Origin of the sequence: Nocardioides szechwanensis, from assembly GCF_900103935.1 — a bacterium.
Taxonomy (GTDB): Bacteria; Actinomycetota; Actinomycetes; order Propionibacteriales; family Nocardioidaceae; genus Nocardioides; species Nocardioides szechwanensis.
The window spans coordinates 267,628-292,223 of the sequence record NZ_FNIC01000006.1 but is presented as its reverse complement, the minus strand read 5'-3'; the positions used below and the strand labels follow the sequence as shown (position 1 = coordinate 292,223).

29 protein-coding genes and 1 tRNA gene are annotated in these 24,596 nt (G+C 71.5%); 19 read left to right on the top strand and 11 right to left on the bottom strand.

Annotated elements, in window-relative coordinates; all coding sequences use genetic code 11:
* Nucleotides 1-38 precede the first annotated feature (38 nt).
* From BLR90_RS15635 to BLR90_RS15600, 8 genes are all read left to right on the top strand, one after another.
* The gene (locus tag BLR90_RS15635) at nucleotides 39-479 is read left to right on the top strand and encodes a DUF3052 domain-containing protein (RefSeq protein WP_091026148.1); all 441 of its coding nucleotides are present in this window, start codon (nucleotides 39-41) and stop codon (nucleotides 477-479) included.
* Nucleotides 479-2,122: an AMP-binding protein gene (locus BLR90_RS15630; protein ID WP_091026147.1), complete on the top strand. Its 1,644-nt coding sequence runs from the start codon at nucleotides 479-481 to the stop codon at nucleotides 2,120-2,122. The genes BLR90_RS15635 and BLR90_RS15630 overlap by 1 nt, the downstream gene beginning before the upstream one ends.
* Nucleotides 2,119-2,583, top strand: a complete 465-nt coding sequence (locus BLR90_RS15625) for a peroxiredoxin (protein WP_091026146.1) — start codon at nucleotides 2,119-2,121, stop codon at nucleotides 2,581-2,583. The genes BLR90_RS15630 and BLR90_RS15625 overlap by 4 nt, the downstream gene beginning before the upstream one ends.
* Before the next feature lie 193 nt (nucleotides 2,584-2,776).
* Nucleotides 2,777-2,851: transfer RNA gene (locus BLR90_RS15620), tRNA-Val, on the top strand.
* A 639-nt stretch (nucleotides 2,852-3,490) separates the two neighbouring features.
* Nucleotides 3,491-3,700, top strand: coding sequence for a hypothetical protein (locus BLR90_RS15615; RefSeq protein ID WP_143016234.1), 210 nt, complete (start codon nucleotides 3,491-3,493; stop codon nucleotides 3,698-3,700).
* Between the two features lie 106 nt (nucleotides 3,701-3,806).
* Nucleotides 3,807-4,505, top strand: coding sequence for a DNA alkylation repair protein (locus BLR90_RS15610; protein ID WP_091026144.1), 699 nt, complete (start codon nucleotides 3,807-3,809; stop codon nucleotides 4,503-4,505).
* A gap of 97 nt (nucleotides 4,506-4,602) precedes the next feature.
* Nucleotides 4,603-4,983, top strand: coding sequence for a hypothetical protein (locus tag BLR90_RS15605; protein ID WP_091026143.1), 381 nt, complete (start codon nucleotides 4,603-4,605; stop codon nucleotides 4,981-4,983).
* A gap of 45 nt (nucleotides 4,984-5,028) precedes the next feature.
* Nucleotides 5,029-5,889: a serine/threonine-protein kinase gene (locus BLR90_RS15600; protein WP_091026142.1), complete on the top strand. Its 861-nt coding sequence runs from the start codon at nucleotides 5,029-5,031 to the stop codon at nucleotides 5,887-5,889.
* On the opposite strand, the gene BLR90_RS15595 is transcribed toward BLR90_RS15600, so the two are convergent.
* From BLR90_RS15595 to BLR90_RS15585, 3 genes are read right to left on the bottom strand one after another with little or no spacing between them, the layout of a single operon-like run.
* Nucleotides 5,879-6,547 carry a response regulator transcription factor gene (locus tag BLR90_RS15595; protein ID WP_091026141.1) on the bottom strand — a complete coding sequence of 223 codons (669 nt, stop codon included), beginning with the start codon at nucleotides 6,545-6,547 and terminating at the stop codon, nucleotides 5,879-5,881. The two genes, BLR90_RS15600 and BLR90_RS15595, sit on opposite strands and share 11 nt — an antisense overlap.
* Nucleotides 6,532-7,938 carry a sensor histidine kinase gene (locus tag BLR90_RS15590; protein WP_245715343.1) on the bottom strand — a complete coding sequence of 469 codons (1,407 nt, stop codon included), beginning with the start codon at nucleotides 7,936-7,938 and terminating at the stop codon, nucleotides 6,532-6,534. The genes BLR90_RS15595 and BLR90_RS15590 overlap by 16 nt, the downstream gene beginning before the upstream one ends.
* A gap of 49 nt (nucleotides 7,939-7,987) precedes the next feature.
* Nucleotides 7,988-8,395 carry a hypothetical protein gene (locus BLR90_RS15585; RefSeq protein WP_091026139.1) on the bottom strand — a complete coding sequence of 136 codons (408 nt, stop codon included), beginning with the start codon at nucleotides 8,393-8,395 and terminating at the stop codon, nucleotides 7,988-7,990.
* Nucleotides 8,396-8,577: 182 nt separating this feature from the next.
* Between BLR90_RS15585 and BLR90_RS15580 the strand changes: the two genes are divergently transcribed.
* The gene (locus BLR90_RS15580; RefSeq protein ID WP_091026138.1) at nucleotides 8,578-10,146 is read left to right on the top strand and encodes an AMP-binding protein; all 1,569 of its coding nucleotides are present in this window, start codon (nucleotides 8,578-8,580) and stop codon (nucleotides 10,144-10,146) included.
* A 1-nt stretch (nucleotide 10,147) separates the two neighbouring features.
* Here the strand turns inward: BLR90_RS15580 and BLR90_RS15575 are convergent, their stop codons facing one another.
* Nucleotides 10,148-10,465 carry an antibiotic biosynthesis monooxygenase family protein gene (locus tag BLR90_RS15575; RefSeq protein WP_091026137.1) on the bottom strand — a complete coding sequence of 106 codons (318 nt, stop codon included), beginning with the start codon at nucleotides 10,463-10,465 and terminating at the stop codon, nucleotides 10,148-10,150.
* 154 nt (nucleotides 10,466-10,619) lie between these two features.
* On the opposite strand from BLR90_RS15575, the gene BLR90_RS15570 reads away from it, so the two are divergent.
* The 3 genes from BLR90_RS15570 to BLR90_RS15560 are packed head-to-tail and all read left to right on the top strand — an operon-like array spanning nucleotide 10,620 to nucleotide 13,705.
* Nucleotides 10,620-11,738 carry a Nif3-like dinuclear metal center hexameric protein gene (locus tag BLR90_RS15570; protein WP_091026136.1) on the top strand — a complete coding sequence of 373 codons (1,119 nt, stop codon included), beginning with the start codon at nucleotides 10,620-10,622 and terminating at the stop codon, nucleotides 11,736-11,738.
* Nucleotides 11,739-11,748: 10 nt separating this feature from the next.
* On the top strand, nucleotides 11,749-12,492 hold the full coding sequence (locus BLR90_RS15565) for a zinc ribbon domain-containing protein (RefSeq protein WP_170254300.1): 744 nt from the start codon (nucleotides 11,749-11,751) through the stop codon (nucleotides 12,490-12,492).
* A gap of 10 nt (nucleotides 12,493-12,502) precedes the next feature.
* Nucleotides 12,503-13,705, top strand: a complete 1,203-nt coding sequence (locus BLR90_RS15560; RefSeq protein ID WP_091026134.1) for a bifunctional RNase H/acid phosphatase — start codon at nucleotides 12,503-12,505, stop codon at nucleotides 13,703-13,705.
* A 2-nt stretch (nucleotides 13,706-13,707) separates the two neighbouring features.
* Here the strand turns inward: BLR90_RS15560 and yaaA are convergent, their stop codons facing one another.
* Complete coding sequence (yaaA, locus tag BLR90_RS15555) at nucleotides 13,708-14,496, bottom strand: peroxide stress protein YaaA (protein WP_091026133.1); 789 nt, start codon at nucleotides 14,494-14,496, stop codon at nucleotides 13,708-13,710.
* Nucleotides 14,497-14,546: 50 nt separating this feature from the next.
* Here yaaA and BLR90_RS15550 point away from each other — a divergent pair, with 50 nt between their 5' ends.
* The gene (locus tag BLR90_RS15550; RefSeq protein WP_091026132.1) at nucleotides 14,547-15,995 is read left to right on the top strand and encodes an RNB domain-containing ribonuclease; all 1,449 of its coding nucleotides are present in this window, start codon (nucleotides 14,547-14,549) and stop codon (nucleotides 15,993-15,995) included.
* A 13-nt stretch (nucleotides 15,996-16,008) separates the two neighbouring features.
* Here BLR90_RS15550 and BLR90_RS15545 read toward each other — a convergent pair whose 3' ends face one another.
* Genes BLR90_RS15545 through BLR90_RS15525 form a run of 6 tightly spaced genes read right to left on the bottom strand, consistent with a single transcriptional unit; the run spans nucleotide 16,009 to nucleotide 19,610 of the window.
* Entirely contained in the window at nucleotides 16,009-16,452 is a 444-nt protein-coding gene (locus BLR90_RS15545; protein ID WP_091026131.1) for an NUDIX domain-containing protein, read from the bottom strand.
* Nucleotides 16,449-17,783 carry a sensor histidine kinase gene (locus BLR90_RS15540; protein WP_143016233.1) on the bottom strand — a complete coding sequence of 445 codons (1,335 nt, stop codon included), beginning with the start codon at nucleotides 17,781-17,783 and terminating at the stop codon, nucleotides 16,449-16,451. The genes BLR90_RS15545 and BLR90_RS15540 overlap by 4 nt, the downstream gene beginning before the upstream one ends.
* A 1-nt stretch (nucleotide 17,784) precedes the next feature.
* Complete coding sequence (locus tag BLR90_RS15535; RefSeq protein WP_091026129.1) at nucleotides 17,785-18,462, bottom strand: response regulator transcription factor; 678 nt, start codon at nucleotides 18,460-18,462, stop codon at nucleotides 17,785-17,787.
* 36 nt (nucleotides 18,463-18,498) lie between these two features.
* Entirely contained in the window at nucleotides 18,499-18,843 is a 345-nt protein-coding gene (locus BLR90_RS15530) for a PepSY domain-containing protein (RefSeq protein ID WP_091026128.1), read from the bottom strand.
* Between the two features lie 40 nt (nucleotides 18,844-18,883).
* Entirely contained in the window at nucleotides 18,884-19,009 is a 126-nt protein-coding gene (locus BLR90_RS21665) for a hypothetical protein (RefSeq protein ID WP_281245410.1), read from the bottom strand.
* Nucleotides 19,010-19,025: 16 nt separating this feature from the next.
* A complete protein-coding gene (locus BLR90_RS15525) occupies nucleotides 19,026-19,610 on the bottom strand; it encodes a sugar O-acetyltransferase (RefSeq protein ID WP_091026127.1) in 585 nt (194 codons plus the stop codon).
* 109 nt (nucleotides 19,611-19,719) lie between these two features.
* Between BLR90_RS15525 and BLR90_RS15520 the strand changes: the two genes are divergently transcribed.
* The 6 genes from BLR90_RS15520 to BLR90_RS15500 all read left to right on the top strand — a co-directional run bounded on the left by BLR90_RS15520 (nucleotide 19,720) and on the right by BLR90_RS15500 (nucleotide 24,593).
* Nucleotides 19,720-20,226, top strand: coding sequence for a SigE family RNA polymerase sigma factor (locus tag BLR90_RS15520; protein ID WP_245715341.1), 507 nt, complete (start codon nucleotides 19,720-19,722; stop codon nucleotides 20,224-20,226).
* Nucleotides 20,219-21,439: a hypothetical protein gene (locus BLR90_RS15515; protein WP_091026125.1), complete on the top strand. Its 1,221-nt coding sequence runs from the start codon at nucleotides 20,219-20,221 to the stop codon at nucleotides 21,437-21,439. Before BLR90_RS15520 ends, BLR90_RS15515 begins: the two co-directional genes overlap by 8 nt.
* Nucleotides 21,440-21,497: 58 nt before the next feature.
* Entirely contained in the window at nucleotides 21,498-21,671 is a 174-nt protein-coding gene (locus tag BLR90_RS21085; protein WP_170254298.1) for a SigE family RNA polymerase sigma factor, read from the top strand.
* Nucleotides 21,668-22,024 (top strand): sigma-70 family RNA polymerase sigma factor, encoded by a 357-nt coding sequence (locus tag BLR90_RS15510; protein ID WP_091026124.1) that lies wholly within the window; start codon nucleotides 21,668-21,670, stop codon nucleotides 22,022-22,024. Before BLR90_RS21085 ends, BLR90_RS15510 begins: the two co-directional genes overlap by 4 nt.
* 1 nt (nucleotide 22,025) lies before the next feature.
* Complete coding sequence (locus tag BLR90_RS15505; RefSeq protein ID WP_091026123.1) at nucleotides 22,026-23,189, top strand: hypothetical protein; 1,164 nt, start codon at nucleotides 22,026-22,028, stop codon at nucleotides 23,187-23,189.
* A gap of 162 nt (nucleotides 23,190-23,351) precedes the next feature.
* On the top strand, nucleotides 23,352-24,593 hold the full coding sequence (locus tag BLR90_RS15500; protein WP_091026122.1) for an ABC transporter substrate-binding protein: 1,242 nt from the start codon (nucleotides 23,352-23,354) through the stop codon (nucleotides 24,591-24,593).
* Nucleotides 24,594-24,596 lie beyond the last annotated feature (3 nt).

Below are 24,596 nucleotides of genomic sequence, written 5' to 3'. Positions count from 1 at the left end.
TGACGGTGGGCCCAACCGTTCGATGTCTGGAGGAACCAGTGAGCTCGACCGCGGGTGGCGGGTCCACCCAGACAGGATCTGTCACGGGACCAGCCGAACGACTTGGCTTCAAGCCGGGCATGGTCATCCAAGAGCTCGGCTGGGACAACGACGTCGACGACGACCTCCGGGTCGCGATCGAGGACGCCATCGACGCCGACATGGTGGACACCGACTACGGCAACGTGGTCGACGCAGTACTTCTCTGGTGGCGTAGCGAGGACGGCGACCTGGTCGACGGCCTCGTGGACTCACTGACCGACCTGGTCGGGGGCGGCGCGATCTGGCTGCTCACTCCCAAGATCGGTCGGCCCAACGCCGTCGACGCGGCCGACATCGCCGAGGCGGCTCCGATCGCCGGCCTGTCGCAGACCACCACCGCCGCTGTCAGCAAGGACTGGGCGGCTACCCGGCTGGTCGCGCCCAAGACCCCCGCCTGATGCTCCAGAAGCTCACCCTCCGCGCCTCCGCTCTCGGTGTCACCGCCAAGGTCCTGACCGAGTCCGGCATCATCCGGCCCTACTCGCCGAAGGTCCTGGCCGGGCTGCTCAAGACGGTCACCACGTGGGGCACCGGCCCCGCCGGCGGCTTCGCCTCGCTGGCCGTGCGTGCGCCTCACCAGGTCGGCGTGATCGACGAGATCGGCTCCCTGACCTTCGGCGAGATGCACCAGCGCTCCAACGCGCTCGCCCGCGCGCTGCGTGCCCAGGGCGTCAACGAGGGCGACAGCGTCGCCGTGATGTGCCGCAACCACCGTGGCTTCATCGACGCCAGCATCGCCGTCGCCAAGCTCGGTGCCGACCTGCTCTACCTCAACACCGCGTTCGCCGGGCCGCAGCTGGTCGACGTGCTCGAGCGTGAGAAGCCCGTTGTGGTGATCCACGATGAGGAGTTCACCGGCATGCTCGGCGACGCCGCCGAGCACCGCGTGGTCGCGTGGGTCGACAGCGACGACCTCGACGTACCCACCCTCGAGCAGCTGATCGCCTCGGAGTCCACCGCCGACCTCGAGCCTCCCGACCGGCACACGCGGATCGTGATCCTCACCTCCGGCACGACCGGCACGCCCAAGGGCGCACCCCGCAGCGAGGCCGGCATCGACGCCGCGGTCTCGCTACTCTCGCGGATGCCGCTGCGCCGCGGCTGGCGCACCCACATCGCGGCGCCGCTGTTCCACACCTGGGGCTTCGCCCACCTCGCACTGTCGATGCTGCTCGGCTCCACCGTGGTGCTGCGCCGCAAGTTCGACCCCGAGGGCGCGCTCGAGGCCGCCGAGTCCGAGCGCTGCGACTCGCTCGTGGTGATCCCGGTGATGCTCCAGCGGATCATGGGCCTGCCGCAGGAGAAGCTCGACTCCCACGACCTGTCCCGGATCAAGGTCGTCGCCGCGTCGGGCTCGTCGCTGCCCGGCGACCTGGCGCTGAAGTGGATGGACCAGTTCGGCGACAACCTCTACAACATCTACGGCTCCACCGAGGTCGCCTACGCCTCGATCGCGACGCCCGCCGACCTCCGTGAGGCGCCCACCTCGGCCGGGATGCCGCCGTACGCCACCATCGTGAAGATCCTCGACGCCGACGGCGAGGAGCTGCCGAAGGGCGAGTCCGGGCGGATCTTCGTGGGCAACAGCCTGCTCTTCGAGGGCTACACCGGTGGCGGGCACAAGGAGATGGTCGACGGGCTGATGTCGTCGGGCGACGTGGGTCGCTTCGGTGACGACGGTCGGCTCTACGTCGAGGGCCGCGACGACGAGATGATCGTCTCCGGCGGCGAGAACGTCTTCCCCCGCGAGGTCGAGGACTGCCTGGCCCGCCACGAGCACGTCGTCGAGGCGGCCGCGGTGGGGGTCGACGACGACGACTTCGGCAAGCGCCTCAAGGCCTACGTCGTCGTGGACGACCAGTCGGTCACCGAGGACGCGCTCAAGGACTGGGTGAAGCAGAACCTCGCCCGCTACAAGGTGCCGCGCGAGATCGTGCTGATGGACGAGCTGCCGCGCAACTCCACCGGCAAGGTGCTCAAGCGTGAGCTGAACAAGGACGACGCCGCGACCGACGGCGAGACCGAGGGTGACTCCGAGTGAGTGGGCTCCAGCTCGGGGGCCCGGCCCCCGACTTCACGCTGCGCGACCAGTTCGGCCAGGACGTCACCCTGTCGTCCTACCGCGGCAAGAAGGCCGTCGGCATCTTCTTCTACCCCTACGCGTTCTCCGGGGTGTGCACCGGCGAGATGGCCGGCATCCGCGACCGGCTGGCGGAGTTCCTCACGTTCGACACCGAGGTGCTCGCGATCTCGTGCGACCCGATGTTCGCGCTGCGCGCCTTCGCCGACCAGGACGGGCTCAACTTCCCGCTGCTCAGCGACTTCTGGCCGCACGGCGAGGTGGCCCGCGCCTACGACGTCCTAGACGAGTCGACGGGGGCCGCGCGCCGGTCGTCGTACGTCATCGACAAGCAGGGTCTGGTGCGCTGGGCGGTCCACAACGCGATGCCAGAAGGACGCGACCTGGACGAGCACCTGGCCCAGCTCACCGCGGTGGCCTAGACAAGCGCGCATCATTTTCTGAGATGTGGTGACGGGCCCTTGAGTGGCCGTCTAAAGTTGTCATTGTTGAACCGCTGGTGACCCGAGACGCCAGCGGTTCAACTCATTTCCGGGGACTCCCATGATGGCCTCCCGCCGGGCGCGGTTCGGTCCGTCGTACGACGTCCCGTAGTGTTCTGCCCGCTTCGAGCACGGGCGTATAGCTCAGCGGTAGAGCCCCTCGCTTACAACGAGGTGGTCGGGGGTTCGATCCCCTCTGCGCCCACCAGCAGTAGTTCAGCCCAGCCAGCGACATCGCCGGACGTTCCCAGCTTGGCAGTGCTTACTCGCCGCGAGGCGAGCCCTTGTGGAGGCTCGTGAAGACGGCATCCGTCGAACCAGCGGGCACGCAGCGCTGCCAGTCGTTCTCGGGGACTCCCGGACCGGACGACGGCAACTCTCCGCCTGTTCCCTGGACCCGTGATCCGACCTTCACCTCTCCGAAACCTGGCATGTCGACGCCGGATCCGTCTGGGAGTGCCGTCGAGCCGTACTCAGCCACGAGGATGGCGTCACCGACTTGGAAGCAGTTCGCCTCGTTCAACGTGAGCTCACCTGAGACGAGCGCAGTGAATGATCCGCCGGAGTTCTCGCCGAGAGTGAGCAGCACAGGCCCAGGGGAGGCCGAGGGGTCTTGTTCATCCCCGGACTTCGAGCTGTCGGCTCCGCAAGATCCGGTGCGCAGCACGACACCCAGGACTACGGCAACCAGTGCTCCCTTGACCATCCCCCAGCTCCCGAGCTTGTGCTCCTCTGCGCGTGGACACGACCCGCGAACAGGCTCGCCTCATGGTGTGCGATCTAGATCATCATGAGGGATCTCGCGGCGCTCTGCGAGGAAGGCGCTGGACTCTCTAGGCTCGGAGGCATGGGAACGGCCTCCCGGGACGCTGACACGGAGCCGAACGAGGCAGGGATCCGCGACGCGCTCGGGCCTAGCGCTGAGGTGTGGGAGCAGGCGGTGGAGGACGGCTACGTCCGGGTCACTTTCTACTTCGCGGAGCGCCACCGCGCCGTGCTCGTGGCCGCGGGGGGCCTCACCGCCGAGTACGTCAGCGGATCGGCTCGGCCCCGTTGAGCGGCATGGTCCTGCCGGTGACGTTCGAGGTACGCGACCGCGACGGCCTAGCCCAGGTCAACACCGTGCTGTCGGTCAAGCTCGCGGCCAGGTAGAGACTGAGGCCATGCCCGACCTCGCCGACCGTGAGCTCGTGGCGCTGGTGCGCGAGGTACTGGCGGCGGCAGGGGATCCCGAGCGGGCGGTGGGGCAGCAGCGCTACATGAAGAGCGCGATGCCCTACTACGGCGTCACGCTGCCCGAGGAGCGCAAGCTGCTCGAGCCGCTGTTCAAGGAGCTGCCGCCGCCGTCGCCGGAGGTCTGGGAGGCGACGGTGCGGGCGCTGTGGGACGAGGCGACGCACCGCGAGGAGTGGTACGCCGCGGTGTCCTACGCCCAGCACCCCGCGGCGGCGGGCTGGCTGGACCCGGAGTCGCTGGACCTGTGGCGGCACCTGGTGACGACCGGCGCCTGGTGGGACGTGGTCGACGAGACCGCGGCCAACCTGGTCGGCGAGGTGCTGATGCGGCACCGGGCCGAGGTGACGCCGGTGATGCGAGCGTGGGCGGTCGACGAGCACCTGTGGGTCCGCCGCACCGCGGTCATCTGCCAGCTCCGCGCGAAGGAGGAGACCGACCTCGACCTGCTGCGCTTCGCGATCGAGAGCAACGTCGACGACACGACGTTCTGGCTGCGCAAGGCGATCGGGTGGGCGCTGCGGCAGTACGCGCGGACCGACCCGGAGTGGGTCCGGGCCGAGGTGGCCCGCCTGGAGGGGCGGTTGTCCGGGCTGAGCCGGCGTGAGGCCACCAAGCACCTCGGCTGACGCGTGAGAGCCCTCTCATGAAGGCCTCATGGGCGGCTCACGCCGGCACGTCAGTGTCCTTCTCGACAGGAACTCCACGAGAGCGAAGGACAACACCATGAAGATCACCACCCTCCGCGTCGCGACCCTGGGCATGGCCGGACTGGTCACCACCGGTCTCCTGGCCCTCCCGATCAGCGCCGCCACCGCCGGTGACGACCAGGTCCTCAAGCGCGACGACGACACCCCGGACGTGGTCCTGGTCGACGACAGCGACGATGACGACGACACCGGCCTTGCCGGCCAGACCAACCCCAACACGGGCACCGGGGCCGCGGACGACACCAACGACGACACCAATACGGGCGCTCGCTCGGGCCGGGACCAGAGCCGGGCTAAGCAGGTCAAGGACCTGACCACCGACGGAGCGGGTGCTCAGCGCGTCGACTGGTCGCAAAACAAGACCAACGACCGCTCGCGCCACAACACCCGCGGCTGACCGTCGCCCTGGAAGCACAGCCGCCCACCACCACCGGAGCCGACCATGACCAACCCTGACGAGTGCTGGAACTTCCGTGAGGGTGACCAGATCACCCCCGAGCTGACTGCGATGCGGCTGCTCGGCGGGGGATCGGCGTACGAGGCCTACCTGGCCTTCGACGAGATCACCTACGCACCCGTCGTGGTCAAGGTCGTGCGGCCCACCGAGCGCGGGGAGGAGCACACGCTCCGAGGGCTGGAGCGCGAGGCCGCGGCGCTCGACCAGGCCAACCATCCGGTGGTGGTGCGGCGGCTGCGCCACGAGCTCGACGGCGAGCGGCCGCACCTGGTGCTGGAGAACATCGACGGGCCCCGCCTGTCGACGCTGATCCGGCGCTACGGGCCGTTGCAGCAGCAGCAGTACCTGCCGCTCGCGCTCGACATCGCGTCGGCGCTTCACTACTTCCGGCACGTCGACGTCGTGCACCTCGACATCAAGCCGAGCAACATCATCATGGGCGCTCCCGCGCGCCTGATCGACCTGTCGGTGGCCCGGCCGGCGGCCCGCGCCGCCGAGCTCGAGAGCACCATCGGCACCGACGCCTACATGTCGCCCGAGCAGTGCGACCCCGGCCGGGCGGGCACGTCTGGCTACGCCAGCGACGTCTGGGGCCTGGGCGCGACGCTCTTCGAGGCGATCGCGGGCTACCGCCCGTTCGAGGACCGCGACGTGCGCTACCCGCAGCTCGTTGACCCACCCCGGCTGCTCCCCGACACGGTGCCGGACGACGTCGCCAAGACCGTGTACGCCGCGTTGTCACCCGACCCGGCCGACCGACCGCTGCCGCACGAGATCGCCGGCGCGCTCGAGCCGGTGCTCGCCGCGCAGCCGCCCGTGCGCCTGGCGTTCAAGGTCAGGCGTTGAACCGGTAGCCCATGCCGCGCACGGTCGCGATCGCCGAGGCGCCGAGCTTGCGGCGCAGGTAGCCGACGTAGACGTCGACCACGTTGGACCCGGGGTCGAAGTCGAGGCCCCAGACGTGGTCGAGCAGCTGCTCGCGCGACAGCACCTGGCCGGGGTTGAGCATGAAGATCTCGGCCAGCGTGAACTCCCGGGCCGACAGGTCGACCTCGCGCCCCGCGACCGTGGCCCGGCGGGTGCGCAGGTCCAGGCGGATCCCGCCGGCCTCGAGGGCCTCGGTCGCACCGGCGTCGCCGCCCTGGGTCTGGCGCAGCCGTAGCCGCACCCGGGCCAGCAGCTCGGCGAAGCGGAACGGCTTGGGCATGTAGTCGTCGGCGCCGCCCTCCAGCGCCGAGACCGTGTCGGTGACCGAGTCGCGCGCGGTCAGCACGATCACCGGCAGCCGCGAGCCCTGCGAGCGCAGCTGGTCGAGCACCGCGAAGCCGTCGAGCCGGGGCAGCCCGATGTCGAGGACCATCAGGTCGTGCTCGCCGCTGAGGGCGTGGGCGAGGCCGAGGACCCCGTCGGCGGCGACGGTGACCACGTGCCCCTCGGCGCGCAGGCCCTTGGCCACGAACGACGCGATCCGGGCCTCGTCCTCGACGATCAGGATGCGGGCCACGCGGACTCCTCGGTCGTGGGTGACGGTGCTCGCGCCGGCAGTCGTACGACGAACAGGGCACCCGAGGATTCGGCGTCCTCGACGGCGACCGTCCCGCCGTGGGCCTCCACGATGGCACGCACGATCGAGAGCCCCAGTCCGAAACCCTCGTCGCCCTCGGGCACCTGGGCCCGGCCGAAGCGCTCGAAGACCAGCTCACGGTCGGTGGCGGGCACCCCCGCGCCGGTGTCGCGCACCCAGAGCCGCGCGCCCGATCCGTCGTACGACGAACCGAGGGCGACGACGTCGCCGGGCCGCGTGTGCTTGACGGCGTTGTCGGCGAGCTGGAGCAGCGCCTGGGTGACCCGCTGGCCGTCGGCGTGGAGCGTGGCCTGCCCGACCTCGTCGAGCTGCCAGTCGCGGTCGCCGAGCGCCCGAGCCTTGGCGAGGACGTCCTCGGTGAGCTCGCCCAGGTCGACGTCGGAGAAGGTGACGAAGTCGGGCCGGTCGCTCTTGGCGAGCAGGATCAGGTCGCCGACCAGCCGGGACATCCGGTCGACCTCGTCCAGCAGCAGCGCCTTGGTCGCCGCGACCTCCTCGGGGCTGCCGGTGTCGAGCAGCTCGAGGTGGCCGCGCAGCACGGTCAGCGGCGTCCGCAGCTCGTGGCCGGCGTCGTCGAGGAACTCACGTTGCCCCACGAACGCCGCCTCGAGCCGGCCCAGCATGCTGTTGACGGTGCGGGTGAGGGCGGTGATGTCGTCGTTGCCGGACAGCGGGATCCGTCGCGACAGGTCGGTCTCGCTGATCTCGTCGGCGGTCGCGCGCAGCACCCGCAGCGGGGCCAGCAGTCGGCCCGACTGCCAGAACGCGACGAGGGTCAGCAGCAGCATGGAGAGCCCCGAGACCACGGCGTAGGTGCGCATGGTGTCGTGGAGCTCGGAGCGGTCATTGTCCAGGTAGACGACCACGATCAGCGCCCCACGCTCGCCTCTCCGGCGGACCGGCTGGCTGGACACCATCACCTCGCCGTCGGCGGTCTCGAGGCGGGTGGTGCCTCCGGCCGTGACGAGAGGACGTACGGCGTCCTGGAAGGCGGGGTCCTCGGACAGCGGGTCCTCGGGCGACTGGATGACGGGGCCGTCCCCGACCCAGCCCACGAGCAGCTCATCGTCGTTGGGGACGTTGCGCTCGAGGAAGAGGGTGAGCACGGCGCGGACTGAGGCGAAGGACTCGCCCGTCTCGGGGTTCACCCCGTCGCGGTTGAGGAGCACGAACTCGTCGAGCTCCTGGTCGACCTCGTCGGTGGCCTGTGCCTCGAGGCGCTGCGTCTCGATGACGTAGACGATCAGTCCGGCCCCGCCGAGCGTCAGCCCGACCAGGAGAGCGACCGTGGCGGTGATCCGCAGGCGCACGGAAACGCCCGACCTGCGCAGTCGGGCGTTGCGGGGGAGACGTGCGGGCTCAGTCGTCGCCGTCGTCCCCCCTGTCGTCTCCGCCTCCGTGACCTGAGCTGTCGTCCTCGTGGTCATCGCTGTCGTCGCCGCCCCCGCCGGGGCCGGAGCTGTCGCCCCGGTCATCCTCGATCTCGTCGGGCTCGGGGGTCACCACCTCGACCTCGTCGTCGCCGTCGTCGTCGTCACTGTGATCGTCGCTGGGGCCGTCGCTCGGCGTCGGTGTCGGTGTCGGCGTCGGCGTCGGTGTCCGGGACGGCGAGGGCCGACCCGTCGGGCTCGCGGACGAGTCCTCGATCACGATGGTCTCGCGGGGGCGCGGCTCGTCGGCCGACGACGCGGCGAGCGACCCGGCGACGTACCCCCCGACGGGGAGCGCGAGAGCGAGCGCGAGGACGACCTGCCAGAACCTGCTCATGACAGCCATGATCCTGCACCATCGTGGGGCGGCGGTGAGACCATCATGAGAGGACTCTCATCCGAGGGCGCCGGTGACCGTTCGTCGCCGAGCCGTGGCCGTTGGGCGACGAAGGCGTCCGCGGACAACCACCGAGCAACGTCGCTCTCACTACAGTGGCAGCCGTCACAGAGGAGGCCACCTTGATCGTCCCTTTCAGCGTTTCCGACTTCATCGACCGTGCCGTGCAGGTGTACGGCGAGCGCGTGGGCGCCGTCGACGAGCCCACCCAGCCGGCACCGGCGCTCGGCAACGAGCGGGGCGAGCTGACGTACGCCGAGATCGGCGCCCTGGCCCGGCGGCAGGCGGCGAAGCTCGACGAGCTCGGGATCGGCGTGGGGGACCGGGTCGCGGTGGTGAGCCACAACAGCTCGCGGCTGCTCACGTCGTTCTTCGGTGTGTCCGGTTCCGGTCGGGTGCTGGTGCCCGTGAACTTCCGGCTCCGGCCCGACGAGGTGCGCTACATCGTCGAGCACTCCGGCGCTCGCGTGCTGATCGTCGACCCCGAGCTGGACGAGGAGCTGAAGGACGTCACCGCGGAGCACCGGTTCGTGATCGGCGACGACGACAATCTCTACGCAGCTCCGCCGGAAGAGGGGGGCGCTGAGCCCCAGGCCTGGGAGCCGGACGAGAACGCCACCGCGTGCATCAACTACACGTCGGGCACGACCGCCCGGCCCAAGGGCGTGCAGATCACCCACCGCAACATCTGGGTCAACGCCGTCACCTTCGCCATGCACGCGGCGGTGACCGACCGCGACGTCTACCTGCACACCCTCCCGATGTTCCACGCGAACGGCTGGGGGATGCCGTTCGCGATGACCGGCCTGGGCGTCAAGCAGGTGGTGATCCGCAAGATCGACGGTGCCGAGATCCTGCGCCGGGTGCAGGAGCACGGCATCACCGTCATGTGCGCCGCCCCGGCGGTCGCGGCCGCGGTGCTCGACGCCGCCCAGGACTGGGAGGGCGAGATCCCGGGGCGCGACAAGGTCCGGATCATCATGGCCGGCGCGCCGCCGCCGACGAAGACCGTCGTACGCGTGCAGGAGGAGCTGGGCTGGGAGTTCATCCAGATCTACGGCCTCACCGAGACCTCCCCGCTGCTGACCATCAACCGCGGCCGGGCCGAGTGGGACGACCTGTCGCCCGACGAGCGCGCCCAGAAGCTGGTGCGTGCCGGGGCGCCCGCGCTCGGCGTACGCCTCAGGACCGACGACTCACCCGAGGGCGCGGGGGAGGTGCTGGCCCAGTCGAACGTGGTGCTCGCGGGCTACTGGGAGCAGCCGGAGGAGACCGAGAAGGCGTTGGGCGACGGGTGGTTCCACACCGGCGACGGTGGCGTGATCGGCGACGACGGCTACCTCACGATCCAGGACCGCAAGAAGGACGTGATCATCACCGGCGGCGAGAACGTCTCCTCGATCGAGGTCGAGGACGTGCTCTTCTCGCACCCGGCGGTCGCCGAGGTCGCCGTGATCGGCGTACCCAGCGAGAAGTGGGGGGAGACGATCAAGGCACTCGTCGTGCTCGCCGAGGGCTCCGAGGTCACCGAGGCCGAGCTCATCGCCTGGTGCAAGGACAAGGCGGCCGGCTACAAGGCGCCGACCTCGATCGAGTTCCGCGAGGTGCTGGCGCGGACGGCGACCGGCAAGCTCCAGAAGTTCAAGCTGCGTGCGGAGTACTGGAAGGACCGCGACCGTCAGGTCAACTAGCTCAGGACGGCTTGACGTCCAGCACGACCTCGAACTCCAGCAGGTCGGCGCCGCTGGAGACGGGCTTGGGGCGCTCGGCCCCCTCCGGAGCGGCGTGCGCGGCTACGGCGTCGCCGTCACGCCAGGCGGCGAACGAGTCCTCGTCCTCCCACTGGGTCACGACGAAGTAGCGGTCCTCGCCCTTGACCGGGCGCAGCAGCTGGAAGCCGAGGAAGCCGGGCGTCCCGTCGACGGTGTGGGCCCGGTTGGCGAAGCGCTTCTCGAGCTCCTCGTGGGCCTGCGGCGGGACGGAGATGGCGTTGATCTTCACGACGGGCATGCTCCGATCGTAGGGCGCGGTGGTGACGCGTCGGATTTCACCATCTGCTGAGATCGCCGTCGTTCCGGGGAGTCGCAACCTCCCGGAAGAACGGCAAAGGGCCCGGAACCTCCCGCGTGGTGGAGCGTTGGCAGCCACCACTAGCCTGCTGGGCATGCCGACCCTCCAGGACGTCGTCGACCTGCTGCACGGCTGGTACCCGCCCGACACCGCCGACGACTGGGACGCCGTCGGTCTCGTGTACGGCGACCCCGCGTCGTCGGTGTCGAAGGTGATGTTCGCCGTCGACCCCACCCTCGAGGTGGCCCGCGAGGCGGCCGCGTGGAAGGCCGACCTGCTGGTCGTGCACCACCCGCTGTTCCTCAAGCCCGTGCACGGCTTCGCCGCGACCACGCCCAAGGGTCGCACCCTGGCGACGCTGGCCGGCGCCGGCTGCGCGCTGCTGACCGCCCACACCAACGCAGACCGGGCGGAGGCCGGAGTCTCCGACGCGCTCGCCGGTGCCCTCGGGCTCACGGACGTCCGGCCGCTGACCCACGCGGCCGGGCCGCCGCGCGACAAGCTGACCACCTTCGTGCCCGCCGACGCGGCGGCGCCGGTGCGCGCCGCGATCGCCGAGGCCGGGGCGGGACGGATCGGCGACTACGACTTCGCGTCGTTCAGCTCCCCGGGGCAGGGCAGGTTCCGCCCGCTCGTGGGGGCCCAGCCCACGATCGGCACGGTGGGCTCGATCGAGACCGTCGACGAGGTCCGGGTCGAGGTCGTGCTCGAGCGCGCCCTGCGCCCGGCCGTGGTCGCAGCGCTGCTCGCGTCACACCCCTACGAGGAGCCGGCGTACGACGTCGTCGAGCTCGCCGATCCCGGCCTCTCGTCCGCCGGCACCGCGCGGATCGGCTCGGTGCCGGCCACGACGCTGCGCGAGCTCGCCGAGCGGATCGGTGAGGCACTGCCCGACACCGCCCAGGGCGTGCGCGTCTCGGGTGACCCCGAGCGCGCCGTACGCCGGGTCGCGGTGTGTGGCGGCGCGGGCGACTTCCTGCTGGGCGAGGTGCTGCGCAGCGGGGCCGACGTCTACGTCACGAGCGACCTGCGGCACCACCCGGCGAGCGAGTTCGTGGAGCACGCGGGCCCGGCTCTGGTCGACGTCTCGCACTGGGCGGCGGAGTGGACCTGGCTGCCGGTGGTGGAGGCGCGGCTGCGTGAGTCGCTGGGCGATACGGTGGAGACGCGCGTGAGCACGACCGTCACCGATCCCTGGCACTTCCGCATCTGAGGAGCACCCGCTGAAAGCCGACCCGTTCGCCCAACTGAAGCTGCTCGACGTCCAGGCGCTGGACGCCCAGGCCGACCAGCTCCGGCACCAGCGCGCCCACCTGCCCGAGATCGCCGAGATCGCCACGCTCACCGCGCGCCGCGCCGAGCTGGTCGACCAGGTCCGGGACGCGCAGATCGTGGTCGACGACCTGGCCTCCGCGCAGGCCAAGGCCGACGCCGACGTCGAGCAGGTCAAGGCTCGGCGCACCCGCGACCGCAACCGGATGGACGCGGGGCAGATCACCAACCCCAAGGACCTCGAGCGGATGCAGCACGAGCTGACGTCGCTCGACCGCCGGATCTCGACCCTCGAGGACGAGGAGCTCGAGGTGATGGAGCAGCTCGAGGAGGCCCAGGCGTCGCTTGCCGAGCTGTCGGGCCAGGTGGCCGAGGGCGACGAGCGGCTGTCCGGGCTGGTCACCGGCCGCGACCTCAAGGCCGCCGAGATCGACGCCGAGCTCGACCGGCTCACCGGCGAGCGGGCGACCGCGGTCGACGGGATGCCCGACGACCTGCTGGCGCTCTACGAGAAGCTCCGGGCCAACAAGGACGGCGTCGGCGCGGCCGAGCTGCGGCAGCGCCGCTGCAACGGCTGCCAGCTGACCATCGACAACGCCGAGCTGGCGGTCATCCGCGCCCTGCCCAGCAACGAGGTCGTCCGGTGTGAGGAGTGCCAGCGGATCCTGGTGCGCACGGGCGAGTCCGGCCTGTGAGCTCGTCACTGTGACCAAGCGGGTCCTGATCGAGGTCGACGGCGGGTCGCGCGGCAACCCCGGCCCCGCGGCCTACGGCGCGGTGCTCAAGGACGCCGAGACGGGTGCGGTGATCGCCGAGGACGGCACCCGGATCGGGGTGGCCACCAACAACGTGGCGGAGTACTCCGGGCTGATCGCGGGGCTGCGGCTGGCGGAGGCGCACGCGCCGGGCGCCGAGATCGAGGTGCGGCTGGACTCCAAGCTCGTCGTCGAGCAGATGTCGGGCCGCTGGAAGATCAAGCACCCCGAGATGCGGTCGCTCGCGGCCGAGGCCACCCGGCTGGCGCCGGACGGCACGACGTACACATGGGTGCCGCGGGAGCGCAACCTGCACGCCGACCGGCTGGTCAACGAGGCCCTCGACGGCAAGCGCGACGGCGTGAGCGTGCCCGGCGACGAGGACTCGCTGATCGAGGAGATCGAGAGCCCGGCGGCGGCTGCCGAGGGCGACGCTCCGGCCTCGATCCAGAGCCAGGCACGGGGGTGGTCGGCCGGCAGCAGCACGCCGACGACGTTGGTCCTGGTCCGTCACGGCGTCACGGCGCACACGGTCGACAAGCGCTTCTCCGGCGGGCTCGCGAGCTCCAACCCGGGGTTGAGCGACGACGGCCGCGCCCAGGTGCGGGCGACCGCCGAGTGGCTGGCGCCGATCGCCGAGCGGGTCGAGGCCGTGATCGCGTCTCCCGTACGACGGACCCGCGAGTCGGCGGAGATCGTCGCGGAGGTCCTGGGTCGCCCGCTCACCGAGGAACCGGGCTTCGCGGAGATGGAGTTCGGGGTCTGGGACGGGATGACCTTCGGGGAGGTCGCGAAAGCGCACCCCGAGGGCCTCGACGCCTGGCTCGGGTCGCTGGACGTCGCGCCCGAGGGGGGCGAGTCGTTCCGGGTCGTGGAGGAGCGCGTGCTCGAGGGGCTGCAACGGGTGCTGGACGCCCACGCGGGCCGCACGGTCGTCGTGGTCAGCCACGTGACGCCGATCAAGACCCTCGTGGCCCACGCCGTCAACGCGCCGCTCGACTCGGTGTTCCGGATGGAGCTGTCGCCGGCGTCGGTCACCGTCGTGTCGTTCTTCAACGGTGGTGCCGACGGCTTGGAGCCGCGCACGTCGATGCGCCTCTACAACGCGCTGCCGCCCGCGCGTGACGCGTTCTCCGACCCCACGGCCTGGTAGCGCTAGATCTCGCTGACGACCACGTCGAGCTGGGTGCCCTTCGGGGTCGGCTCGCCGACCTCGACGACCCAGCCGAGGTCGCGCATCGTCTCGGCGAGGCGGGCGGGGGAGCGCGGGTCACGGCCGTCCTCGAGCAGCGCGCGGACGATGCGGCCCTTCGTGGCCTTGTTGAAGTGGCTGACGACCTGCCGCTTCCCGTCGGACTCGTGCAGCACCCGCACCGTGGCCACCCGCCGCGCGAGCTCGGCCGGCGGCCGCCAGAACGCGGCGTACGTGCCCGACCGGAGGTCGACCAGCAGCCCGCCGCCGAGCGCGTCGCTCACGGCCGGACCCAGGTGCTCGCGCCAGTGCGCCGCCACCCCGCCGACACCCGGGAGCCCTGGCAGCCTCGCGTCACCGGAGAGCCGGTACGCCGGGATCCGGTCGGTCGGCCGGACCATCCCGAAGACGCTGCTCATGACCGCGACCCGTGAGGTCGCACGGCGTCGAGCGGCCGACGACGCCTCGGCGAGGTCGAGGGCCTCGTAGAGGACGCCGCTGTAGACGCGGTCGGCGCGCGCTGTGGGCGCCTCACGCAGGGCGGCGTTGAGCTGCACGAGGTCGAGCTGGGTCTTGGGCACTCCCAGCGTCTTGGCGGCGACCATGGGGTCGCCCTCGCACAGCTCGACCAGGGCCGCGATCACCTGCTCGCGCGCCGGGGTCAGGACCGGGCTGGTGAGGGTGGCGAGGTCGAGTGGCTTGCCACGGCGCGGAGCGGTCTTGCCCTCGCTGGGCGGCAGCAGGATCAGCACCCGCCGAGCCTAGGGCTGCCGCATCAGGACGGGTCGTTAGGGTTCCTGACATGCCGAGCAGCCGTGTCGTCCACATCAAGACCGCCGACGACGACGCCGTCGTGGCCGTGCTCCGCGAGGGGATCTCGCGGATCCAGGCGGAGCTGGACGTGACCCCCGAGTTCCCGCCCGAGGTCGAGGCTGCGGCGGCGGCCGCAGCGGCGGCGCCCCGCCTGCCGGACCTCGACCGCACCGACATCCCGTTCGTCACGATCGACCCCGAGACGGCGATGGACCTCGACCAGGCGCTGCACATCGAACGCGCCGGCGACGGCTACGTCGTCCACTACGCGATCGCCGACCTGGCCGCGTTCGTCACGGCGGGCGACCCGATCGACCTCGAGTCGCACCGGCGGGGCGAGACCCTCTACGGCGCCGACTCGAAGGTGCCGCTGCACCCCAAGGTGATCTCCGAGGACGCCGGTTCGCTCCTGGCCGGCGAGGTGCGGCCGGCCCTGCTCTGGACGATCCAGGTCGACGAGACCGGTGAGGGCACCGACGTCCACGTCGAACGTGCCCGCGTCCGCTCGACCGCCAAGCTCTCCTACGAGAGCGCCCAGCGCTCCGTCGACGACGGTACGGCGAGCGAGGTGCTCCAGCTGCTCCAGGAGATCGGCGAGCTGCGGGTCGCCCGTGACGCCGTCCGCGGCGGGGTCTCGCTGCCGCTGCCCGAGCAGGAGATCGACATCCACGGCGACCGCTGGACACTGGAGTTCCGCTCCATGCTCCCCGTCGAGCTGTGGAACGCGCAGATCTCGCTGCTCACCGGCTTCGGCGCGGCCTCCCTCATGGTCTACGGCCGGGTCGGGCTGCTCCGCACCCTGCCGCCGCCGGACCCGCGCGACGTGCAGCGCCTGCACCGCACCGCGCGCGCCCTCGGCATCGATTGGCCGGCCGAGATCCTCTACCCCGACTTCATCCGCGCGCTGGACCCCGCCAAGCCCGAGCACGCCGCGATGGTCGTGGCGAGCGCCCGGCTGCTGCGCGGCAGCGGCTACGTCGCGTTCGACGGCGAGGTGCCCGCCGAGCCGCTGCACTCCGCCCTGGCCTCCGAGTACGCCCACGTCACCGCGCCGCTGCGGCGGCTGGCCGACCGCTACGCCGCCGAGGTGTGCGTGGCGCTGTGTGCCGGGGAGCCGGTCCCGGCGTGGGTGCTCGAGGCACTGCCGACGCTGCCCAAGACCATGCAGCAGTCGGGGCAGCGGGCCAAGGGCTACGAGCGGGCGGTGCTCGACCTGGTCGAGGCCGGGCTGCTGGCGGCCCGGGTCGGCGAGGAGCTCGACGGGGTGGTCGTCAGCACCGACGAGAAGAACCCCAGCCAGGGCGTGGTCGTGCTCAAGGAGCTCGGCGTCGAGGCCCGGGTCGTCGGCGACCAGGCACTGCCGCTCGGTACCGACGTACGAGTGCGCCTGGAGAAGGCCGACGTCGCCACCCGCAAGGTCGAGCTGCGCCTCGTCTAGTGGCGGGCTCTAGCTAGGCGCCGACGAACGCCACCAGCGGCGAGTCAGGCGCGGACCAGGCGAGCCGGAACGACGGGTGGAGCGGCAGGTCGGCCACCTCGTGGGCAGGCACCCAGGCGTGCCCGTCGCTCTCCGCGAGGTCGGCCAGGCTGAGGACGCCCGTGGGGACCCCGAGGACGGTCTCGTAGGTCCAGCCACCGCAGGTGGCGCGCGAGGACCCGCGTACGTCGACGTCGTGACGCGACAGCCCGAGCTCCTCGCGGGCCTCGCGCAGGGCGGCGTCGACCCAGCTCTCGCCACGCTCGCGGGCACCGCCCGGGATCGACCAGGTGCCGCCCTGGTGGGCCCAGCGGGCGCGCAGCTGGAGCAGCACCCGCCCGCGCTCGGCGAGCAGCAGTCCGGCGGCGCCGCGACGGCCCCAGTGGGCGTGGCCGTTGGTACAGGTCGCCCAGCTCATGCACCAAGCCTAGGCAGGCGGACCTCGAAGGTGGCGCCGCTTGACCCGGCCACCAGCACGACGTCGCCACCGTGCCGCCGGGTCAGGGCGCGGGCGATCGCCAGGCCGAGCCCGGTTCCCGTGTCGGCGCGAGAACGAGCGGCGTCCCCGCGATAGAACCGCTCGAAGATCCGGTCGGCCTGGTCGGGCGGGACACCGGGGCCGTCGTCGACGACCCGGACCAGGACCGAGTCGCCCTGCTCGGTCACGGTCACCGTGACCTGGGAGGCGGCGTGGGTCACGGCGTTCTCCAGCAGGTTGGCGACCACTCGCGCGAGCTGCCCGCGGTCGCCGCGCACCTGGGCGGGGAAGCCCGTCTCGCAGCCGACGCGCACACCCGGGCGGATGACGAGGCGCGCGACCTCCTCGTCGACCAGACCGGAGACGTCGACGGTCTCGTCGGACTCGGGTCGCGGGGTCTCGCCCACCGCGAGCAGCAGCAGGTCGTGCACCAGCTCCTCCATCCGGACGGTGTCCTCCAACAGGTCGGTGGTCAGCGCCGCCCAGTCCGCCGAGTCCGGGTGCGCCTGGGCCACCTCGAGCTGCGCGCGGAACGCCGTGATCGGGCTCTGCAGCTCGTGCGAGGCATCGGCGACGAAGTCGCGCTGTCGGTGCTGGAAGTCGTCGACGCGCGCGAGCAGCCGGTTCATGGTCTCGACCAGGCGGCCGACCTCGTCGGGGGAGCCGGGCTCGAGCCGGCGGGACAGGTCGTCCTCAGGGATCCGCTCGACCTCGGCGCGAACCCGGTCGACGCGGCTCAAGGCGCGGCCGACGACGTACCAGGTGCCGAGGCCCAGCAGGGCGAGCATGACCGGGATCCCGATGACGAGTGCCGTGCGCAGGCTGCGGGTGGCCTCGTCGGCGGACTCGAGGCTCGTCCCGACCAGGACCGTGACCGTGCCACCGTCGGTCTCCACGGCGGTCCGCCACGTCCGGTAGCGCTCCGTCTCCGCGTCGTCGGGCGCGGTGAGATCGAGTACGTGGACGTTCTCGGCGGCGGTCGCGGGTGCGTCGACCGGCTCGTCGGGCAGGTTCGGCGAGGAGGCGAGGACCGTTCCGTCGCCGTTCAGCACCTGCACGAAACCGTCGTCCGTGACCGGAGGCACCTGTTGCTCGAGGGAGCCGTCTGCGGCAGCCTCGACCAGCTCCGCGACGCGCGCCCGGGCGGCGGAGTCGCCCTGGCTGGTGAGCTCTGAGGCCAGGACGTGCAGCAGCGCGGCACCAGCGAGGACCAGCACCAGTGACGAGACGACCAACGCCAGGGCGGTGATCCTTGCCCGGACAGTCTTCACCTCAGCCGCCCACGGGGTCGAGGCGGTAGCCCACACCGCGCACCGTCACGATCGACGCGCGGCCGAACGGCTCGTCGATCCGTTTGCGGAGCGCTCGGATGTGGACCTCGATCACGTTGAGGTCGCCGTCGTAGGCGAAGTCCCAGAGCTGTTCCTTGAGCCGGACCTTGGACAGCGCGACCCCGGGCGAGCGCATCAGGCACTCCAGCAGCGCGAACTGCCGCGGGGTCAGGTCGATCGGCACGCCGCCGCGCCAGACCTCGTGCGAGGCCGGGTCGAGACGGAGGTCTCCAGACTCGAGCACGACGGGACGCTCCTGGCGCCCCCGGCGCAGCAACGCGCGGATCCGCGCCAGCAGCACCTGGTAGGAGAACGGCTTGGCGAGGAAGTCGTCGGCACCCGCGTCGAGCGCGGTGACCTCGGGAGCGCTGCCCACGCGGGCCGTGAGCATGAGGATCGGGGTCCAGTCCCGAGCGCGGCGGAGGGCACGGCAGAGATCCTCGCCGCCCATCCCCGGGAGCATCGAGTCGAGGACGATCAGGTCGTAGGCGTTCTCGGTGGCCATCCAGTGGCCGTCGGTGCCGTCGAGGGCCACGTCCACGGCGTACCCCTCCGCCTCGAGCCCGCGCTTCACGGCAGCGGCCACGTGCTCGTCGTCCTCCACCATCAGGATGCGCACGTGGTCAGGCTCCCACGACCCGCTCCCGACGCTCGGTCAGTCGTCGCCGTCCCCGTCGGAGTCGGGCTCCTCGGAGTCACCCTCGATCACCACGACCTCGTAGGACTCGTCGAGGCGTACGTCGACCGTCGTCCCGTCGGTCTTCGTCACCTCGACCTCCCAGGTCGCGCCGTTCTCGGAGTCGCGCTCGACGGAGTTGGCCGTGCCGCCTCCGGTCGCCTCCAGCGCGGCGTCGGTCGCGTCAGCGGCCTGCTGCTCGGTGAAGTCGGTGCTGCCGGCCTCGTCGTCGACGATCTGGGTCGCGACCGCGGTCCCTGCGCCCGCCACGACCCCGACGGCGAGCAGTCCGGCGACGATGGTGGTCCTCTTGGTGAGCTTCATGGTCCTACGTTCTCATCGCCTACCTGAAGCGATCCTGAAGTCAGGGCAGGACGGGCTCGGTGCCCGGCAGCGGCTCCGGCTGGAGCGGGTCGGGTGGGGTCTCACCGGGGCCCGGGCTGGGCACGACGTCGGGGTCGGGGAGCGGCTCGGTCGGGTTCGTAGTCATGCCGACCCGGTACCCGTCAGGCCAGGTGCTTGATCACCCGGGCCGGGTTGCCCACGGCCACGACGTCGGCGGGGAGGTCCTTGACCACCACGGAGCCGGCACCAACCACGGTGTTCGCGCCGATCGTGACGCCGGGGCACACCACGGTGCCGCCCCCCAGCCAGACGTTGTCGCCGATGGTGATCGGTTTGGCCGACTCCCACTTGTCGCGGCGCGGCCCGGGCTCGACCGGGTGCGTGGGCGTCAGCAGCTGCACGTTCGGGCCGATCTGGACGTCGTCGCCGATGCTGATCTCGGCCACGTCGAGCGCCATCAGGCCGTAGTTGGCGAAGCAACGCGCCCCGATCGTGACGTGGGACCCGTAGTCGACGTAGAGGGGTGGCCGAATCTCCGTGCCCTCACCGACCGAGCCGAGCAGCTGCTCCAGCAGCGCGCGCCGCAGCGGCTTCTGTCGCGACCTGGTCGCGTTGTAGGCCGTCATCAGGTCCTGGGCGACGTGGGACTCCTCGTCGAGCTCCGGGTCGTCGGCGAGGTACTGGTCGCCGGCCACCATCCGCTCGCGCATGGAGCGGCCGTCGGGTGCGTAGGGGTCGTCAGCCATGTCCTCACCCTACGAAGCGTGGCGTGGCGGGGGCCGAGAAGTCGCCCCAACCTGGGCGGCTGCCCCCGACGTTCATAGGGTGACAAGACTCTTTCTGGGAGGACGGCGCGTGGACGATCGGGAGTTCACCGAGTGGGCGGCCGGGTGCCAGCGTTCGTTGCTGCGCTCGGCCTACCTGCTGACCGGTGACCTGCACCGCGCCCAGGACCTGGTCCAGGAGGCACTGGTCAAGGTCGCGCTGCGCTGGCCGCGGCTGCGCGCCGGCAACCCCACGGCGTACGCCCGCAAGGTCGTCGTCAACGACAATGTGAGCTGGTGGCGCCGGCGTCGCGAGACGACCGGCCACTCCGGCACCGAGTCCGACGAGTCGGTTCCCGACGGCGTCAGCAGCGACCCCGTCACCGCGCTCGTCGTACGGCGTGCCCTGATGCGCCTGACGCCGTCGCAGCGGGCGGTGCTCGTGCTGCGGCACTTCGACGACCTCTCCGAGCGCGACACGGCCGAGGTGCTCGGAGTCAGCGTCGGCACCGTCAAGAGCCAGAACGCCGCCGCCCTCGCCCGGCTGCGTACGGGTGCGCCCGAGCTGCTCGACCTGATCGGAGGACCCCATGAGTGAGCTCCACGACCTGCTGGCCCAGGCCACCGACGGGATCGAGAGCCCCCGGCTGGAGCAGGCGGCCCTCCTGACCGCCCGACGCCGGCGCGCCCGGCGACGCGGCGCGGCCGCCGCCGTGGTGACCTCCGCCCTGGTGGTGGCGGTCGTCGTCGGCACCCGGATGGGTGCCGACCGCACCGGTGGGCTGCCGCCGGCCGCGCCGAGCCAGACGCCCTCGCCGTCCGTGACCAGCCCCCCGGAGCCGACCGCGAAGGTGTGGCCGCGCTGGGACCCGCGCGACGTCGACGACCTGCCCGCGGCCCCGGACCGGGTCGCGCCGGCGCTGCCCGACATGATCGACCCGCCGGCCTCGTCGCCGCCCCTGGCAGACGACCCGGTCGCGGCGGCCGTCCTCGCCGTCGAGCAGGACGGTCTCGCCCAGGTGCTCGGCACCGATGGGGGCTGGCGCACGGTGCCGATCGACGGCCGGTACCCCCTCGTCTCGCTCAGCCCGGACGGCACCCGGCTCGCCGTCTACTACTACTTCGACAACCGCACGCCGGAGCACGACTACGGCGTGACGGTGCACGACCTCGCCACCGGCGACAGCTCGACGCTGGCACCGCCCGCAGGTTTCGAGCCGTGGGACGACACCGGCTGGTCGTTCCTCGACGAGGAGACGCTGCTGTTCAACAGCGGCCCGAAGGCGTACGTCGTCGCGATCGAGTCCGGCGAGACCGAGGAGACCACGGCCCCGGCCGGGTTGTCGGCGACGCTCGACCCCGAGGGCAGCTGGCTGGTGAGCGGCGACTTCGACCAGCCGAACGTGCTCACGGACCACGCGGGCGGGACGCCTCGCAAGGTGAGCATGGACCGGACCGGGCGCCTCTCGCGGATCCAGGCCGACGAGGACACCGTCGTCGGCACGACGTACGACAACCAGCCGTTCAACGTCGTGGTCGCGGACCGCGAGACGCTGACCCCGCAGTTCCGGCTGCCGGTGCTCGACTTCGAGGGCAACTACAGCAACTGGGGACTCGGGCCAATGGCGCTGGCCGACGACGGGACCGTCCTGCTGCGGGTGGCGGCGATCGGGCGCCGGGTCGACGGCTTCCGGGTGGTGGCCTGGGACCCCACGACCGGTGAGCTGTCGATCGTCAGCCGCACCGCGCTGCCGGTGGAGGCGTCCGTAACCTTCGCCGTCACGTTCCTCCGTGAGGTCGGCCCCGACTGAGTGTCGGACGCAACCTTTGGCCCCCAGCCGTCGTCAGTGGGGTACGAAAGGGGTTCCGATGACCTTCCAGACCACGAGGCAAGCGCAGGACACGCCGGCGTTCGAGGAGTACGCCGCGTCCGCGTGGCCGTCGCTCTACCGGTCGTCGTACCTGCTCACCGGCAACCACGCGGATGCCGAGGACCTCGCCCAGCAGACGCTGCTGCAGGCCTACCGATCTGGGCCAAGGTGAGCCGGGCCGACCAGCCGGCGGCGTACGTGCGGCGGATGCAGACCAACCTCTACATCTCGCTGCGGCGCCCCAAGGCACGGCGGCTCGAGCTGCTCACCGACGCGCTCCCCGAGCCGCGCCCGGCGCCGACCAGAGGCCCGGAAGAGCACATGGTGCTCTGGCCGCACGTCGCGACCCTGCCGCCGCGGCAGCGGGCGGTGATCGTCCTGCGCTACTACGAACAGCTCAGCGAACGTGAGATCGCCGACGCCCTCGGCTGCTCCACCGGCAACGTCAAGTCCACGGCGCATCGTGCGCTCCAAGCCCTGCGAGCCGCCGTCGGCCCCGAGACAAACCACGCAGAGGAGGCCTGAGATGGCCACCGAGATCGAAGAGACCCTGGCCCGCGAGCTGAGCGAGGTCGCCGACGGCGTCCTGGTGCCGCCGATGCCCTCGCTCACGTCCGCCGACGAGCCACGCCGTGTCGTGCGGCCGTGGCAGCCGCTCCTGGCGGCCGCCGTCGTCGCGCTGGTCGTGGGCGTGGTGGCGGTGCTGGTCGGACGGAACGGTGGCGGCGAGCCCGAGCCCGCACCGTCGCCGAGCCCCTCGGTGACCGACCCGGCGGTCCCGGTCACGGCGCCGACGGTGCCCTACGTCATCGACAACCGGCTCTACGTCGACGGCACGCAGGTGCCGGGGGAGTGGTGGGGACTGGAGACGCGGCACGGGGTCTGGCTCGCGACACAGTTCGACGGGTCCTGGTGGTGGGGCGGTCCCGGCATCGAGGGGGCTGTGCGGATCGAGGCCCAGATCGACCAGGGGCCGGCGATCTCGCCCAACGGCCTCTACATCGCCCTGGTGGATCTGAGCAGCGGGGAGGCCCGCCTGACCGGCTTCGACACCCAACCTGCGGGGGAGGGCTTCGGTGAGGCGCCGATCCCCGACCTGCCCGCCAGGGAGGACGGCGTCGCGCTCCGGGTCGCCGCCGTCACCGACGAGGGTGACGTGATCGTCCAGGGCACGCGTACCCGGCTGATGTGGCGCGCTCAGTTCGAGGACCAGCGCACCGTCATCGACCTGACCGAGTCGGCTCCGGACCAGGTGGTCCTCGGGGCCACCCCCGCCGGGCTGGTCGTCGTCGACGGGGGCGACGGCGCCACCGACGCCACCAGCACCGCGCCCTACCTCGCCACGATCGACGGCGACGGCCGGCTGACGCCGGGGGCGACGCTGCCGACGTACGACGTGCTCGACCTCAGCCCCGGAGGCACCTGGCTGGTGCGGGCGCCGGCCGGCACCGTCGCCGGCGAGGTCACCGCCGTGGGGGCGCTGAGCGCGCAGGCGGTCGGGAGCGACGACGAGGTCGTGTTGGAGGCCCCGGAGGGCTGGGGCTTCGCGGTCAGCACCTGGACCTGGGAGGACGAGAAGACCCTGGTCGCGACCCTGGTTTCCGACGGCCAGGGCGGTGCGGCGCGGCTGGTCCGGTGCGACGTCCGTCGCGCTGACTGCGTGGCGTTCCCCGTCCCGGCGACTGAGTGACACCCCCGGCTGGATCCCGCTCCCCGAGATGGGGCAGATAAAACGCATCGATTAGCGCGTTTCGTCGACAGGAACACGTTCTAGTTGGCAGAGTGACGCCCAACACACCGGCTTTGGGAGGCCGGGGTGCGGCAAAGCGCCAGCTTGTGGGAGAGGGAACTGATGATGACCATGCGTAACCGCACCCGGGGACTCGCCGCGGCGAGTGCCGTGACCCTGCTGCTCGGCCTCGCGGCCTGTGGCGGGAGCGACGACTCCGAGGACAGCTCAGACGGGCCCACGCAGAACGCCGACGTGGAGTTCACCGGTGACCCGCTCACGGTGATGACGTGGACCGCCTACGACACCGACACGCTCAACGTGAAGGCAATTCTCGACATCGCGCAGGGCGCGGTCGTGGACATCAACAACGGCGGTGGCATCAACGGCCACGAGCTCAAGCTGATCACCTGCAACGAGGGCGCCGACCCCAACAAGGCGGCCGACTGCGCGCGGCAGGCCGTCGACGAGGGCGTGGCGGCGGTCGTGGGCGGCTTCACCGCCAACGGCGACGTGATGATGCCGATCCTCGAGGAGGCCGGGATCCCGTGGTTCGGCCCTCCGGGGATCTCCTCCGCGGAGCTCTCCAGCCCCAACAGCTTCATGCTGACGTCCGGTGTGCTGGGCCTGGCCGGGCTCGGCGCCAAGGCCGCGGCCGACGGCTGCGAGACCGTCGCGTCGGTCAACTACGACCTGCCGTCCGCGGGCGAGATCTCCCAGCTCGTCGACGTGGGGCTGTCCAGCGGGGGCGCTCCGGCGTCCGACCTGATCAAGGTCCCGCCGACGACCACCGACTTCAGCAGCATCGCGCAGGAGACCGTCGACTACGACTGCGCCATCTTCGGCACCCCGCCGCAGCCGTTCCTCGGGATCGTCACCGCAGCGAAGAGCCTCGGCAGCGACACCCGGTACTACCTGGTGCCCGGCGGTCTCACGACCTTCGTCACCGACACCGGTGGCGACGCGGTCGAGGGCACGGTGACCCTGTCCAGCTTCCCCACCGGCGACGACCCGGTCTGGGACGACGCCAAGGCGGTCGTCGGCGAGCTCGAGGACGACCCCAACGGTGGCTGGAGCGGCATGTACATGCAGAACACCTGGGTCGCCTACCAGGGCTTCGCCACGGTGCTGAAGAAGAACGAGGACTTCAGCGCGGCCGGGATCCAGGCCGCGCTTGACGCCACAGCGGCGGTCGACACCGCCGGCTTCACCCCGCCGTTCACCTTCGCGACGGAGTTCCCCTTTGACGGCCTCAACCGGATCGTCAACTCCCTGGCGATCTACATCAAGGTCGAGGGTGGCGAGCTGGTCCAGGAGGGCGACGACTACGTCGACCTCAAGTCGGCACTCGTCCCAGCCTCCTAGACC